The 14,809-nt window shown below is 49.7% G+C and carries 15 protein-coding genes; 7 read left to right on the forward strand and 8 right to left on the reverse strand.

Going from position 1 to position 14,809, the window contains the following annotated elements:
• Window positions 1–37: 37 nt before the first annotated feature.
• Together EDC33_RS02355 and EDC33_RS02360 are read right to left on the reverse strand one after the other, a co-directional pair.
• Entirely contained in the window at window positions 38–2,221 is a 2,184-nt protein-coding gene (locus EDC33_RS02355; protein ID WP_124010053.1) for a DNA topoisomerase III, read from the reverse strand.
• 83 nt (window positions 2,222–2,304) lie between these two features.
• Complete coding sequence (locus EDC33_RS02360; protein WP_052443595.1) at window positions 2,305–2,580, reverse strand: N-acetyltransferase; 276 nt, start codon at window positions 2,578–2,580, stop codon at window positions 2,305–2,307.
• Between the two features lie 152 nt (window positions 2,581–2,732).
• Here EDC33_RS02360 and EDC33_RS02365 point away from each other — a divergent pair, with 152 nt between their 5' ends.
• Window positions 2,733–3,224, forward strand: a complete 492-nt coding sequence (locus tag EDC33_RS02365; protein WP_124010054.1) for a small multi-drug export protein — start codon at window positions 2,733–2,735, stop codon at window positions 3,222–3,224.
• Between the two features lie 91 nt (window positions 3,225–3,315).
• Here the strand turns inward: EDC33_RS02365 and fdhA are convergent, their stop codons facing one another.
• Together fdhA and EDC33_RS02375 are read right to left on the reverse strand one after the other, a co-directional pair.
• The gene (gene fdhA, locus EDC33_RS02370; protein WP_124010055.1) at window positions 3,316–4,530 is read right to left on the reverse strand and encodes a formaldehyde dehydrogenase, glutathione-independent; all 1,215 of its coding nucleotides are present in this window, start codon (window positions 4,528–4,530) and stop codon (window positions 3,316–3,318) included.
• A gap of 221 nt (window positions 4,531–4,751) precedes the next feature.
• Window positions 4,752–5,483, reverse strand: coding sequence for a DUF429 domain-containing protein (locus EDC33_RS02375; RefSeq protein ID WP_124010056.1), 732 nt, complete (start codon window positions 5,481–5,483; stop codon window positions 4,752–4,754).
• Window positions 5,484–5,597: 114 nt separating this feature from the next.
• On the opposite strand from EDC33_RS02375, the gene EDC33_RS02380 reads away from it, so the two are divergent.
• From EDC33_RS02380 to EDC33_RS02405, 6 genes are all read left to right on the forward strand, one after another.
• A complete protein-coding gene (locus EDC33_RS02380; RefSeq protein WP_188358180.1) occupies window positions 5,598–6,851 on the forward strand; it encodes an amidohydrolase family protein in 1,254 nt (417 codons plus the stop codon).
• A gap of 280 nt (window positions 6,852–7,131) precedes the next feature.
• On the forward strand, window positions 7,132–8,136 hold the full coding sequence (locus EDC33_RS02385; protein ID WP_124010058.1) for a TRAP transporter substrate-binding protein: 1,005 nt from the start codon (window positions 7,132–7,134) through the stop codon (window positions 8,134–8,136).
• A gap of 35 nt (window positions 8,137–8,171) precedes the next feature.
• The gene (locus EDC33_RS02390) at window positions 8,172–8,660 is read left to right on the forward strand and encodes a TRAP transporter small permease (RefSeq protein WP_124010059.1); all 489 of its coding nucleotides are present in this window, start codon (window positions 8,172–8,174) and stop codon (window positions 8,658–8,660) included.
• Window positions 8,657–9,943, forward strand: a complete 1,287-nt coding sequence (locus EDC33_RS02395; RefSeq protein WP_040104602.1) for a TRAP transporter large permease — start codon at window positions 8,657–8,659, stop codon at window positions 9,941–9,943. Before EDC33_RS02390 ends, EDC33_RS02395 begins: the two co-directional genes overlap by 4 nt.
• A gap of 207 nt (window positions 9,944–10,150) precedes the next feature.
• Complete coding sequence (locus EDC33_RS02400) at window positions 10,151–10,357, forward strand: helix-turn-helix transcriptional regulator (RefSeq protein WP_124010060.1); 207 nt, start codon at window positions 10,151–10,153, stop codon at window positions 10,355–10,357.
• Window positions 10,358–10,385: 28 nt separating this feature from the next.
• A complete protein-coding gene (locus EDC33_RS02405) occupies window positions 10,386–10,763 on the forward strand; it encodes a permease (RefSeq protein ID WP_124010061.1) in 378 nt (125 codons plus the stop codon).
• Between the two features lie 46 nt (window positions 10,764–10,809).
• On the opposite strand, the gene EDC33_RS02410 is transcribed toward EDC33_RS02405, so the two are convergent.
• The 4 genes from EDC33_RS02410 to EDC33_RS02425 all read right to left on the reverse strand — a co-directional run bounded on the left by EDC33_RS02410 (window position 10,810) and on the right by EDC33_RS02425 (window position 14,663).
• The gene (locus EDC33_RS02410; protein WP_124010062.1) at window positions 10,810–11,772 is read right to left on the reverse strand and encodes an ABC transporter permease; all 963 of its coding nucleotides are present in this window, start codon (window positions 11,770–11,772) and stop codon (window positions 10,810–10,812) included.
• Window positions 11,765–12,682 (reverse strand): ABC transporter ATP-binding protein, encoded by a 918-nt coding sequence (locus tag EDC33_RS02415; protein ID WP_124010063.1) that lies wholly within the window; start codon window positions 12,680–12,682, stop codon window positions 11,765–11,767. Before EDC33_RS02415 ends, EDC33_RS02410 begins: the two co-directional genes overlap by 8 nt.
• A 270-nt stretch (window positions 12,683–12,952) precedes the next feature.
• On the reverse strand, window positions 12,953–13,633 hold the full coding sequence (locus EDC33_RS02420; RefSeq protein ID WP_124010064.1) for an ABC transporter ATP-binding protein: 681 nt from the start codon (window positions 13,631–13,633) through the stop codon (window positions 12,953–12,955).
• A gap of 1 nt (window position 13,634) precedes the next feature.
• On the reverse strand, window positions 13,635–14,663 hold the full coding sequence (locus EDC33_RS02425) for an ABC transporter permease (RefSeq protein ID WP_124010065.1): 1,029 nt from the start codon (window positions 14,661–14,663) through the stop codon (window positions 13,635–13,637).
• Window positions 14,664–14,809 lie beyond the last annotated feature (146 nt).

Raw genomic sequence — 14,809 nt, forward strand, 5'->3', positions numbered from 1 at the left:
AAATACAAATCCGCTTTCAATACCTGCAGTTGCTGCCCTACTTGTCGAGGTTCAGTGACTTGAGCTGTTCGGCGAGCGCATTGTTGATCGGCGCCTCGTCCTCCTGCTCCTTCATATACTTGCGGACGGTACGCTTGTCGACCTTTCCGCGCCCTTCCTTCTTGCGTCTTGCCTCGAAGGCGGACAGCTTCTCCCTGTAGCCGCATTTGCATGTGAAGATCTGGCCGTCACCTTCGCCGCTCAGCGTCATCTTCTTCTTGCATTTCGGGCAGCGTGCATTGGTGACGCGGGCAACATTCTTGCGGTGGCCGCATTCCCTGTCCTGGCAGACGAGCATCTTGCCCTTCTTGCCGTTGACTTCAAGCAATGGCTTGCCGCAGTCGGGGCAGGATTTGCCGGATATGTTGTCGTGCTTGAACTTCTTGTCGCTTTCCTTAATCTCCTGGGTTATGGCCTTCGTATGGGATTTCATTTCCTTGATGAAATCCTCCTTCTTCAACTGGCCCTTGGCGATGCCTTCGAGCTTCTGTTCCCAGACCGCTGTTGTCGCAGGTGACCTGAGTGCATCAGGAACGAGGTCCAGCAGCTGCCTGCCTTTTGAAGTGATCCTGATGGCCTGACCGTTCTTTTCTATCAGGAATGAATTAAACAGCTTGTCGATGATGTCCGCCCGTGTCGCGACGGTACCGAGTCCACCGGTCGAGTCGAGTATCGATTTCAACTTCTTGTCCTGGACTTCCATGTACTTTGCCGGATTCTCCATCGCAGACAGCAGCGTCGCTTCCGTAAAGCGTGCGGGCGCCTTCGTCTGACCGGAAGTCTGGCTTACACGATGCACCTGGAGAGTCTCACCCTTTTCGAGTTTCGGAAGCTGCTGGTCCTTGACATTATCCGTCTCCTCTTCATCAAAATGATTGGAGTAGGCGGCTTTCCAGCCTTCCTTGAGGACGGTCCTGCCCTTGGCAATGAATGTCTCGCCCGCGGCTGTGGTCTTCACAGTGACCTGCTCGTACTCATGCGGTGGCAGAAGGACGGCGAGGAACCTTTTGATGATCATGTCGTAGAGCCTGCGCTCCCGTTCGTTGAAATCCGAGATGTGGACATGGTTCTCCGTCGGGATGATCGCATGGTGGTCGCTGACCTTGCTGTCGTCGACGAAGGACTTGTTCGCCTGTATCTTCCCTCTCAGGATGCGTGTCGCTGTGGCACGGTACTCCCCGATGCCGCATGCCTTCAGCCGCTCCGGCAATGTCGGTACGATGTCTTTGGACAAATATCTTGAATCCGTCCTCGGGTAGGTGACGACCTTATGACGCTCGTAGAGTCCCTGCAGGACATTCAATGTCTCTTTTGCAGAGAAGCCGAACTGTTTGTTGGCATCCCTCTGAAGCTCCGTCAAGTCATAAAGCCCTGGAGCGAACGTCTTCTTCGGCTTGCTTTCCACCGAATCGACCGTCAGCGGACTGCCGTCCACCTTGTTGACCAGACCATCCAGCTTTTCCTTGTCGAAGCTCCGGCTATTCCCTTTCTGATCCTGCCACGTCAATTTCAACTTGTCCGTCAGCGCTTCAATCCCGTAGTACGTCTTCGGCTTGAAGTTCCGGATCTCCTCTTCCCTGCTCTCGATCATCGCAAGTGTCGGTGTCTGCACACGTCCGCAATTGAGCTGGGCATTGAACTTCGTCGTCAATGCACGGGAGGCATTCAGGCCGATGTACCAGTCCGCTTCCGAACGGGCCACTGCGGCCTCATAGAGGTTTTCATAGTTCTTCCCGGGCTTGAGGTTGCGGAAGCCCTCACTGATCGCCTTATCCGTTACAGATGAGATCCACAGGCGTTCAATGGGCTTGTTGACCTTCGCCTTCTTGATGATCCAGCGAGCAACAAGTTCCCCTTCCCTCCCGGCATCCGTCGCGATGATGATCCTGTCTGCATCCTTGCGGAGCAGTTGGGACTTCACCGCATTGAACTGTCCGCGCGCCTTGTTGATCACAGTCAGCCTGAGCGGTTCAGGCAGCATCGGCAGATCATCCAGGTTCCATGTCTTATATTTATTGTCATAGCTTTCAGGGTCCGCAAGCGTCACGAGATGGCCGAGCGCCCATGTCACTATGTATTTATCCCCTTCAATGAATCCATTGCCTTTCTTATGGCAGTTCAATACTTTCGCAATATCCCTGGCCACAGAAGGTTTTTCGGCGAGTACTACACTTTTAGCCAATTTACTTCATCCTTTCAAAATCACAGCACTATATTTCCCCATTATACAGAAAAAGCCGGGGAATATTCATCCCCGGCAGCAAATTAGTTTTTGATCAGCTTTCTCATTTCATCATCTTTTTCCATGACGTTCCTTGTGAATGGGCATTGCGGGTCGATCTTCCTGTCTTCCTGCGCAGCAAACTCTGCCATCGTTTCAACCAGTCTTGTCCCGACCCCATCATTGGTGAGGTGGTCGTCCACCCTTGTACCTTCCACTACATAGTCGCCATCATCATCCACACTATATATGATTTCAGCTTCAGGATTGACATCATCCTCACCTACGAAGAACATGTTCTCGCCTTTTTTGATATCCATCAGTCTTCCTCCAATCAGATCTTGCTCTCCCTACTTAAATAGACGTTTTCCAATCTTTTGAAACATCTCTTCATGGATATGTTGATGAGAGCTTCAACGGATGCAATGTGGTAGACTGATTTCAGACAGAAATCATATTCCGGAGGAATGTAATGAACCTATCACTGATCATTGCCTACATCATAGTATTCCTATTATCTGCCGTACCCCTGTTCGAAGCCTTCGTCGTGGTGCCGGTCGGAATCCTGGGCGGCATGAATTTCACCATGACCTTCATAATAGGCGTGCTCGGCAATCTAGCGACCCTGCTCCTGCTCATCATCCTCATGGATCGCATCAAGAGGTGGTATCTCACACGACAGGAAAGAAATGGTAAAAAGAAGGACCGTAAATCGGAGCGTGCCGAAGCCATATGGAAGAAGTACGGTTTGCCGGGACTGGCCTTCATCGGCCCCTTCTTCGTCGGCAGCCACTTTACAGCATTAATGGCGGTCGTACTCGGCGGCAGTCAGAAGGCGACATTCTGGTGGGTGACTTTGAGCGTCATCGCCTGGACACTCGGCATCTCCATACTCGTGGCACTCGGCGTGGACTTCATGAATCTTGAAGACATCCAGTTCCTTAACCGCTTCTTAGATGGTTAGAGGGCATTACTTACATCAAAGACTTCATAGGCATGTAAATGAAAGAGAAGACCCAGGGTATGGATGCCCTGGGTCTTCCTGTATAATAGGATTATTTCAACGAACCATGCGGGTCGATGACGAATTTCTTCGCTGCACCCTTATCGAAGTCCTGGTAACCATTCGGCGCCTCGTCCAGACTGATGACCGTTGCATTAACCGCTTTCGCAATATCTGCACGGCCGGAAAGGATGGCCTTCATCAGGTCACGGTTGTATTTCATTGCAGGTGTCTGGCCTGTAACGAATGTATGTGCCTTCGCCCAACCGAGGCCGAGACGTACTTTCAAGGTACCCTGCTGTGCTTCCTTGTCGGATGCTCCTGGATCCTCAGTAACATAAAGGCCTGGGATACCGAGCTTACCACCGGCTGTCGTAACGTCCATGATGCTGTTGAGCACAGCGGCAGGCTGTTCCCCGCCATCGGCGCCATGGCCTGATGCCTCAAAACCGACTGCATCGACGGCGCAATCCACTTCGTCCACTCCAAGTATATTTTCGATCTGCTCACTCAACCGGTCATGCTTGGAGACGTTGACCGTCTCACATCCGAAGCTTTCCGCCTGCTTGAGACGTTCATCCTGCAGGTCACCGACGATGACGCGGGATGCGCCGAGAAGCTGCGCCGAGTGTGCAGCAGCGAGGCCAACCGGGCCGGCACCGGCGATATATACCGTCGAACCTGTCTTGACGCCTGCAGTGTAGGCCCCATGATAGCCCGTCGGGAAGATGTCGGAAAGCATCGTCAAATCGAGTACTTTCTCCATAGCCACTTCCCTATCCGGGAATACGAGCAGCTGGAAGTCTGCGTACGGCACCATGACATATTCGGACTGGCCGCCGACCCAGCCTCCCATATCTACATAGCCATAAGCTGCACCGGCACGTTCCGGGTTCGTGTTCAGGCAAATATGTGTTTTCTGTTCACGACACATGACACAACGGCCACATGCGATGTTGAAAGGTACGGAGGCGATGTCGCCTTTTTTGACGAATTCGACGTCCCTGCCCACTTCAATGACTTCCCCTAAAATTTCATGACCGAGGACAAGCCCTTCAGGCGCCGTCGTTCTACCTCTTACCATATGCTGGTCACTACCACAGATGTTCGTCGTAATGACTTTCAGGATGACGCCATGTTCACATTTCCGTCCAACGTTCTCCTTCGGTACTCCCGGACCTTCCCTGAGTACGAGATCCGGATAATCAATATCCCTTACTTCAACGCTGCCTGCTCCAGTATAGACTACACCACGATTTCCTGCCATCTTAACCCTCCTGTTAGTGTTTGACACTGTTTAGTCTGATTATTCAGCTCAAAGACATCTGCGACAGTACTTACGCTCCTTTCTTCTTTAGTCTATATCAAAAGCCCGATGGGCTTTGATCCCCTTTTCATGGTCAAGCATTTTGTGTAAGGATATGTAAAATACTTTGATACCATCATATACCCTTCTGAATTTTCAGTCAATAATTACAAGTTATGGCACTATGTCCTTACAGGCAGGCTTATGAAACCTTCCTCAATGCTGCCGAACAGAGTTTCTTCCGCCTCCCCTGTATATAAGGCGTACATGGCATAGGCACAAAGGAAAGCATCAACCTTGTCTTCGAGGTGCTTGTGCGATTTTCGAGTCGCGTCCCCCACATCCCATCCGAGTCTTCCGTCAAGGCCGTCTATAATTCCTTCCGCTTCCAACTGCCTGAACAGGGTTATAATCCGGTCCATCTCCCCGCATGTCTCCTTGAAGGTCATCTTACGCTTCTTTTTGTACCTGATCGGATGCTTATCTGGGAAAAGGCCGCAGCAGATGCCTGTCGGGAAGGTTTCGACAATATTGGACGCTCTGTTGTCGAAACCGATTCTGATGCCGGGTACCGACTGGATGATGTGGTTCATCAAAGTCTCTCCGCGTATATCGCCGAATGCACGGGTGAGGAAGGCGCGGTTCGAGTTGAAGGCGAACAGCCTGTGGCCATGGATCCTTGCACGCATCAGCTCCCCTTCTGCACCCCTTGACCCTTTTTCATTATTGACGATGAGCGGGGCGTCGATCGCAATCGTCACAGGACCATCGGTGTGGTCCATGATGATGTCCAGTATATCCTCGTTGCTGTAGACCACAGCATCCAGGAATTCCACCCGGCCGTCCGCGTCCATGACACATACACCCGTCTCATTCCGGTATGTCCATGCCAGATCTATTCCGATGAATTTCATTCATATTCCTCCATTCATATTCTTTTAGTGGTGTCTGCTCCTGCTACTTTGTTGATTTGCCCCCCCTTCTCTCTTAAAATTGATATGTATTGAAAAATAGAGAGGAGCACAATTATGAAAAAGTTCATCAATGCCAATATATACGGACAGGATGAAGCAAGTGAAATCCTGGTTGAGGATGGTGTCTTCAAATCCATCGGCCAGGATCTTGATGATGCTGAAGAGGTGATCGATCTGGAGCACCGCCTGGTCCTCCCGCCTTACGTCGATCCACACCTTCATCTTGATTATATCTTTTCAGGCCTGGGCCCGGGCAACGCCAACATTTCAGGCACGCTGTTTGAAGGCATACAGCGCTGGAGCGACAACAAGAAGTCGTTGACTGAAGAAATGGTGCGTGCACGTGCCCTCCAGGGCATAAGGAAGGAGCTGAACCATGGTGTCCAGTATATCAGGACGCATGTGGATGTGACGGATCCGAACCTCACCGGCATGAAGGCCCTGCTCAAGTTGAAGGAGGAACTGAAGGATGTAGTGACGCTTCAGCTTGTCGCATTTCCACAGGAAGGGTTCTTCCGCTATGACGGAGCGGAACAACTCGTCGAGAAAGCCCTTGAGATGGGGGCGGATGTCGTCGGCGGCATCCCCCATTTTGAAATCTCGTATGAGCATGGCGTGGAATCGCTGAAGCGCATCGTCGACCTCGCCCTCAAATATGATGTCATGATCGACATCCACTGCGATGAGAATGATGATCCCAACAGCCGCTTCCTGGAAGTGCTCAATGCACTTGTCATGGAGAAGGGCTACGGTGAAAAGACGACAGCGAGCCATACGTGCAGCTTCGGATCGGCAGATGACAGCTACGCGGCGAAGATGATGGGCCTCTTCCACGAATCGAAGATCAATTTCATCTCCTGTCCGACCGAGAATGCCCATCTGCAGGGTCGCAGCGACACCTATCCGAAACGTCGGGGATTGACGCGTGTGAAGGAACTGCTTTCAAACGGCAATGCAGTTGCATTTGCGCAGGACTCCATCGCCGACTACTGGTATCCGCTCGGCAATGGAAACATGATGAACATTCTCGACAACGGCATCCACCTCGCCCACTACACGCATATAGATGAAATAAACAAGGCCTTCAACCTCATCACATATAATGGCGCAAAGGTCATGCAGCTGAACGATGAGTATGGCATCGAACAGGGCAAGCCGGCAAACTTCATCGTACTTGATGCATATGATACGTATGAAGCAGTACGTGAACGGGCAGATGTGCTTGCCTCGATCCGGAGCGGTGAATACCTCTTCAGACGGGCCCCGAGAAAGAATGAAGTTTCACATGCACTGCTGGAAGATATATAGCACGGTCCTACGGGCACATCCTGGAATCAGGGTGTGCCCTTTATTCTGTCATGAGTTAAAATCCACCTGGATAAATTTAATTACCCATGTGTAGATGACATATTTGATGATATATTTTTAATCTTTACAGTTTTGTGAAAATACTATAGCATACAATGTGCGCAAATTAGACTACATACATATGGTATGGCGTGGTATTTGTTCCAACATCATCCATACCCGTTTCACCTCCACCACGAATATGCACAACCACCATTCAAATAAAGGGACGTGTCCATTAATGAAAAAAACGATTTTTATTGCCCTCATGCTGACGCTTGTCCTGTCCGCATGCGGCCGTCCGAACCAGAACGAGTCATCCGAAACAACAACAATCCGGCTGGCCTATCTGGTTTCGGAAAGTCATTCCTCACATATCATCGGGGAGAAGTTCAAGGAGCAGATCGAAGAGGAATCCGGCGGCAGACTTGAAGTCGAACTTTATCCAAGCGGCTCCCTCTTCCCTTCCGACCGGGAAGCTGTCGAGTCGGTACAGCTCGGCAATGTCGAGATGACGATTCCGGCACTCGCAGTCGTCTCATCCTTCAACCAGAATTTCATGGTGCTTGACCTCCCCTTCCTTTTCGAAAACTACGAAGAAGCCTATAAGGTACTTGATGGGGAGTATGGCCAGAGCCTGCTCGATGAGCTGGAGGACTACAATCTGAAGGGGCTCGTATACGCCGAAAACGGCTTCCGTCATATCACCAATAATGAACGTCCCATCTATGAACCGGAAGACCTTGAGGGCCTGAAGTTCAGAACATTGGAGAGTCCCGTCCAGACTGATATCTTCAAGTCATTCGGAGCCAATGCGTCACCGTTCGCCTTCGGTGAGATGTATACCGCATTGCAGCAGGGTACATACGACGCTATGGAAGGCCCGATTTCGCTCTACTACACCAGCAACCTGTATGAAGTACAGGAATACATGAGCCTCGTCGGCCAATATTATATGCCGACTGTCCTCCTTATGAACAATGACTTCTATGAAGGGCTACCTGAAGACCTGCAGGAAGTGGTCATGGATGCGGCCATCATGTTCCGGGAGGAGCAGCGGGAACTCGCCCACCAGCAGGATGAGGAATATCTCGAAGTAATGAAGGAGGATGGCCTCAAGGTAAACGATATAACCGAAGAACAGCGTGAAGCGTTCATCGAGGCGGCAGAGCCTGTATATGAAAAATACGACGAAAAGCTCGGCAATAATCTAATAGACGACCTTTTCGAGGCAAAAGATGAATAGCTGCACGCCCTACTACCTACAGAAGGAGCGGAACAATGATCAAAAAATTCAATAGAATTGAAGAAGGTTTTCTCATCGCGACTCTTGTCCTCATGGTAGCGCTCATTTTCGGACAGGTCATCGGACGATATATATTCCAGAACGCCCCAAGCTGGACGGAGGAAGCCGCGCGCTATATACACATATTCCAAGTCTGGATCGGTGCAGGCTATGCAGTGAAACTGAGGGAGCATATCAAAGTCTCGGCATTCATCGACCTCTTCCATGGGATGACCCGGAAGGTGCTTGATATGGTCGCCCTCATCGTCTGGTTCCTGATGGTCCTGCTCGTTGCAATTTTTGGAACCGAGCTTGTCATGACGACACTGCAGTATGGCCAGGTCGCCCCAGCAACACAGATTCCATTCTGGCTGCCATATCTCGCCGTCCCACTCGGCGCCTTGAGCATGATGATACGCCTCATCCTGCAGATGATTGAAATCATCAAAAAAGACTATGACAAACCCGGGGAGGCGGCATCATGACAGTAGCTATATTATTCGGTGTCTTCATACTCTGTTTCCTGATCGGTGTACCCATAGCGATCTCGCTCGGGGTCTCAGCACTCGCGGCCATATGGTTCGGTACCGACCTGCCGATCAGCCTGATTGCCCAGAAGGCATTCACATCACTCGACTCCTTCCCGCTTCTCGCCATCCCGTTCTTCATTTTGGCAGGAGTACTTATGGGTAAGGGCGGCATTTCGAAAAGACTGCTTGACCTGGCGACCGCCCTGGTCGGCTGGATGACCGGCGGGCTGTCACTCGTTACCATTGTTGCATGCATGTTCTTTGCTGCCATCGCCGGTTCAGGACCGGCAACGGTTGCGGCAATAGGCGGATTCATGATTCCGGCGATGATCGCAAGAAACTACGACCAGGGATTCGCCTCTGCCGTACCTGCAACGGCAGGTTCCATGGGCGTCATCATCCCCCCAAGCATTCCGCTCGTCCTCTATGGCGCGATCGGCAATGTCTCCGTCGGTGCACTGTTCATGGCAGGCATCCTGCCTGGAATGCTCGTCGGCATCGCCATTATGCTGACGGCCTACTTCATCTCTAAGGCGAAAGGATACAAGCCTTCGGAAGATAAACGGACATTCGACTTCAAGGATGTGCTGAAGGCACTGAACGAGGCTAAATGGGCGCTGCTCATCCCCGTTATCATACTCGGCGGAATCTACGGCGGTATATTCACACCGACGGAAGCAGCTGTCACAGCCGTCGTCTACGCCCTGATCGTCGGCATATTCATCTATAAGGAACTCGATTTCAAGGCGATCTACGATGGCTTTATGGAGACCATCATGATCAATGCGACCACGATGATCATCATCAGCTTTTCCGTATCATTCGCATTCTTCATGACGCTAGAACAGATACCTAACAGCATCGCAACCTATCTGACAAATCTGTCATCCAACCCGGTTGCCATACTGTTCATCGTCATCCTGTTCCTGCTCGTCGTCGGCATGTTCATCGATACGATTTCAGCATTGGTCGTACTCACACCAATCCTGCTGCCGGTTGTCACAGCCGTCGGCGTCGATCCGATCCACTTCGGCATCATACTTGTCGTCGCACTCGCCATCGGCTTCGTGACTCCCCCACTCGGCGTCAACCTATTCGTCGCCTCGAGTGTCGGGAAAGTGTCGATCGAAAAGACCACAGTCGCAGTCATACCATTCATCATCGTCATGGTGCTGTGCCTGATCCTGATCGCGTTCATACCACAGCTTTCCATGTGGATGGCCGGATTTACGCAATGATTCTGAAACATTATAGTTTAATGTATTCTAACTTAAAAGACGGGTTCCTAAAAACAGGAGCCCGTCTTTTAAATATACTGGTGAATTTTATTCGATCTGTATGAAACTTGAACTTCTACTTTTATATTTGGGGCTCCTATTATTGTAAAGTATACTTGACGTAAAACTCACTTTACAATAAAATGAAAACAAAGAGGTGGTATGCCATTGAAAAACAATGTAGCAGAACATAGAAAGAAAATGGGATACTCACAGGATAGACTCGCTGAAAAACTGGGAGTATCAAGGCAGACCATCATTTCCATAGAGAAAGGCAGATACAATCCTTCTCTGCCGCTGGCGATGATATTGGCGGAATTATTCAAAGTGAGGGTCGAACAGATTTTCTTTCTGGAGGATAAGGATTATAAGTGATTCAAATGATTAGGAGGCATATTTAAATATGAATAGTCTGAGAGCGTCGTTTCTTATACTCGGTGTTTTCTTTATTGTATTGGCCGGGCTTACGGGATTTGCAGCAATCATGGCAGAGTCACCACCGGCAGGCATATTCTATGTGACTATTGCTATGGCAGTCGTGAGTTTCAGCATGGCATATCTATATCCACAGTTTATTCAGAAGGATGAAAGGATGAAGCTGATCAGACAGAAGGGAACCATGGCCTCTTTCGTCGCCATGGTAATCTACTTCATATTCTTTACGACAGCTCTCCAGTTCAACTGGATTGATGCACCAGCATATTACCTATTCCAGATATTTGGCGCTCTTATGATATCTACCGTGTTCATATCATTAGTCATCTATGCAAAAGTGTATTAAAAAATCAGGATGAAGCCTCTGCTTCATCCTGATTTTATTTGCGTTCTTAAGCCACATCCCTTTTGGTGAACACAGCCCACGCAGCAATGATGAATATGACCATGTATACTGCGATGACGCCTACCGAGAATCCGACGGTCATCTCCTCACGTATCGGTCCATATGGTGTGAAGTACACGGACAGATCAGTGTTGGCGAAGAGGATATATTTGGACCAGGCATATTGGGCCATTGCCTGAGCCGCAGTGGTTCCGACGAACATGAGGAACATGGAGAGTCCGATTGCGAGTGCGCTGCTCCTGAAGATGCTCGAAATCATGAAGCCGAATGTCGCAAGTACGATGATGTTAAGGACTTTGAATCCATACTGCATGACAATCTCAGACAACATTCCATTGCTCGACATGCCGTCGGGACGGGTGACGATGATTTCCGGATTGAGTGCAGGTAGGCCGTACGCAATCAGTCCCACGATGATGCTCGCCGCCAACAGGAATAGTAAGGTGAACAGTGTAAACAGCAGGACAGCGATGTATTTGGACAGCAATATGGTGCTCCTTGAAATCGGTCGGATCAGCAGCTGCTTGATCGTCCCCCATCTGAATTCATTGGCGACGATGCCTCCGGCAATGATGATGACGAACAGACTGACGAGTGATGTCGTGAAGAGATTGTCGAGAACGAAATTGCCGGCGTGATAGCTGTATGGCCGGATGTCATTTTCAAGATGGTACGTATTCTGTTCTATCAGGGACATGTTGGTGGATTCGATGAAAGGATCGTCTTCCCCTTCAGTCTCTATCTCTTCCATCAGCGTCTGATTCTCTTCCTGCAGTTCGGTCTTCCAGTCATCGGAGTAGGTCGTCTCAGAATCGACAGAGTCGGTGACGGTATTCATGATCAGGCTGAAGATGACGAGTGCGACCAGGAAGAGATACATGACCCAGGTCGATTTCAGTACATAGATTTTAGCGAGTTCATTTCTGACGAGGTCGAATAGCTTAGTCAATTACATTCTCTCCAATCATCTCGAGGAATCTATCTTCCAGGGTAGTCTGCATGACATTGACGCCGTATACTTCGATATCCCGATGGACCAGCGTGGTCACCAGTTGCGGTATATCGTCCCTTTTCAACCGGATCTGGAGGCGGTCGGCCGTCTCCAGCACTTCAATGTCCGGCATCGTCCTTAGCACCTCAATGGCTTCCTCTTTCGGATTCACATCCAGATTGACGATGGAAGTATCAGTATCCGATTCTTCATTCAAGTCGTTGGTTGCGATGAGCTTGCCGTTTTTGATGATTCCGATCCGGTCGCACATCAGCTCGATTTCACTGAGCAGGTGGCTGGATACGATGACGGAGACATTCTCTTCCACTGCCAATCTGCGTATATAGCGTCTGATTTCCCGGATGCCGGCAGGATCCAGTCCGTTCGTCGGCTCATCCAGTATGAGCACCGACGGGCTGTGGAGCAGCGCCTGTGCGATACCGAGACGCTGGCGCATCCCGAGTGAATACTTCCCGACCTTGGTTCCGATCGCATTATCCAGACCGACCAGCTGGATGACTTCCCTGATCCGCTCATCTGTAATGCCATTCGACATGCGTGCGAAATGCTTCAGGTTCTGCCAGCCTGTCATGAACGGATACATTTCAGGGTTCTCGACGATCGCCCCCACCTCGCTGATTGCTTTCCTATATTCCTTTTTGATGCTGTGGCCCTTGATGACGACATCGCCTTTTGTGATGCCGATCAGACCGACCATCATGCGGATTGTAGTCGTCTTTCCGGCACCATTCGGACCGATGAATCCGAAAACCTCTCCTGGACGTATTTCAAAGTTCAGGTTCCGGATGATCTGCTTGCGACCGATGTCCTTATGTAGATCTATGATTTTCATAGTAGATTCAGACATATCAAATCGCTCCTTTCGATGAATTTATTTGATTGTGTATCTCAGTATCCCATTTCATAGCCTACCACATTGAAAGGAGTATATCTCCCTTCAGCTAAAAAATTCCATTTTTCTATACGAACACATGATATCTTGCACAGAAATGATGAAGTTCAAGTAGGTTAAGTTCGACAGATGGCTCAACCTAAGCTTCTACCAACTGGATCTGTACGAAAAAGAAGCATCGCACAGATAAGTTTTTCTCTGCGATACTTCTTCTTTCTATCATACTCATCCTTTCCCGATGACCCCATCCTTCATCTGTACGATAGTATCAGCGTACTCAAGGGTTTCTTCCTCATGTGTTACCATCAGTACTGTGATGTTCCGCTCCCTGGATAAGGTCCTCAGCAGTTTCATCACTTCCATCGAGCGTTTCGAATCAAGGCTCGCCGTCGGTTCATCGGCAAACAGCATCTCAGGCTTATGGACAACTGCCCGGGCAATCGCCACCCTCTGCTTCTCTCCACCGGAAAGCGTACCAGGATAACTGTCCCTATGTCCCCACATGTCGACCAGGTCAAGTATGCTTCTGATTTCCTCTTTTCTTCTGTCTTTGCTCCATTTCAATTCTGCTGTATCCATCATCAGCTCCAACTGCTCCTTCACCGTCAAAAATGGTACGAGATGCGCATGCTGGAATACAAAGCCGAACTTTTTGGCCCGTATGGCCCGTACCTGGCGGGTGTTCATATCTGTCAGTGCTTCGTTTTGAAATATGATTGTGCCGGCCGTAGATTTCTGCAGACCTGCTGCTATTGTGAGCAAAGTGCTTTTTCCGGACCCGGAAGCACCGGTGAGTACAGTGATTTCACCTTTGGTGATTTCCAGGTTGATTCCCTTCAAAACTTTTTCTTCCCTATTGGCACTGCTGAATGTCTTTTCAAGTCCATCGACTGATAGAATCGGCATCCTACACACCTCCTTGGTTTATTGCCTGCATCGGTTCCACTCTGCTGATCTGGATTCCCGACACGCTTGAACCGGCGAATCCAATGATGATGAAGACAAGCGACATCATGGAAGCAGAACCGGCCGTCAACATGAATGGCATGTCTGCCGGCATGATCAGGGCAAGCAGCTGGCTGAGCCCTACTGATAAAATGAGGGCGATGGTTGTGATGATGGCCATCTGTGCCCACATCATCCTGAAGAGGGTTGCTGTTTTGACGCCGACGGCCTTCAGGATGCCATACATTGCAATTTTCTGAACGTTGATCATATAGAAGAAGATGCCGAAAAGCATGCCACTGATGATGAACAGGAATACGACGATCATGTTCAATGACAGCTGTTCTGCACTGTAACTTGGAATGGTATTCATGAATTCATCGTTTGTATATCTCTCAAGCCCCGCCACTGCAGGCGCATCTTCACCTTCTACAAAAGCGATCTGATATGCATCCGTACGATACATCTCCTCGAAATCTGCGCGATCTACAAACGCGACCGGAGAATGACTGAACTTCTGCTGTTCGATGAATGACTCCACTTGCAATTTGCCATCCATCAGTCTGTTGGTCAGCCCCTCATCTTCCTTGATGGCCGATCCCATTAGTGAAGCATCCAAAATGGTCTCCCCTTCCTCCACTTGAGGAAAGAGACTTCCGTCTGAATTGACGAATGCAACGCCATGCCGCTTCCCATCGTCACTTTCGAGCTCTCCCATCTGTATGGAGAAAAATGCGGCTTCCGGTACCGCTTCTTTGATTTCTGCCCTTTTCTTTTCATCCAAACCGGAAAAATTATACTGTGATTCCGCTTCCGCCTCCATATAGAAGGTGCCTTCGGGTATATCCTTGATGAGTGAGGCATTATCATATGACAGCCCATTCGCCAGGCCGGCTATGATCATCGTCAGCAGGCTGATCAGGAAAATTATCGACCACAGAATCACATATCTTGTCTTGAACTTCATCATCTCTTTCCATGCCATCTTCATTTCGATATCTCCTCTCCTGTACCGGCCACTCCGGATGATCGTGCTTCAGAAAGTTCTTTTCTCATTTTTTTCATAAAAACATCCTCCCCAGTTCATCTGTATTTCATACTCTATACTTCGAATATGAACGCAATATGTACTGAGGA

It is taken from the genome of Salinicoccus roseus, from assembly GCF_003814515.1.
GTDB classification, from domain to species: Bacteria; Bacillota; Bacilli; order Staphylococcales; family Salinicoccaceae; genus Salinicoccus; species Salinicoccus roseus.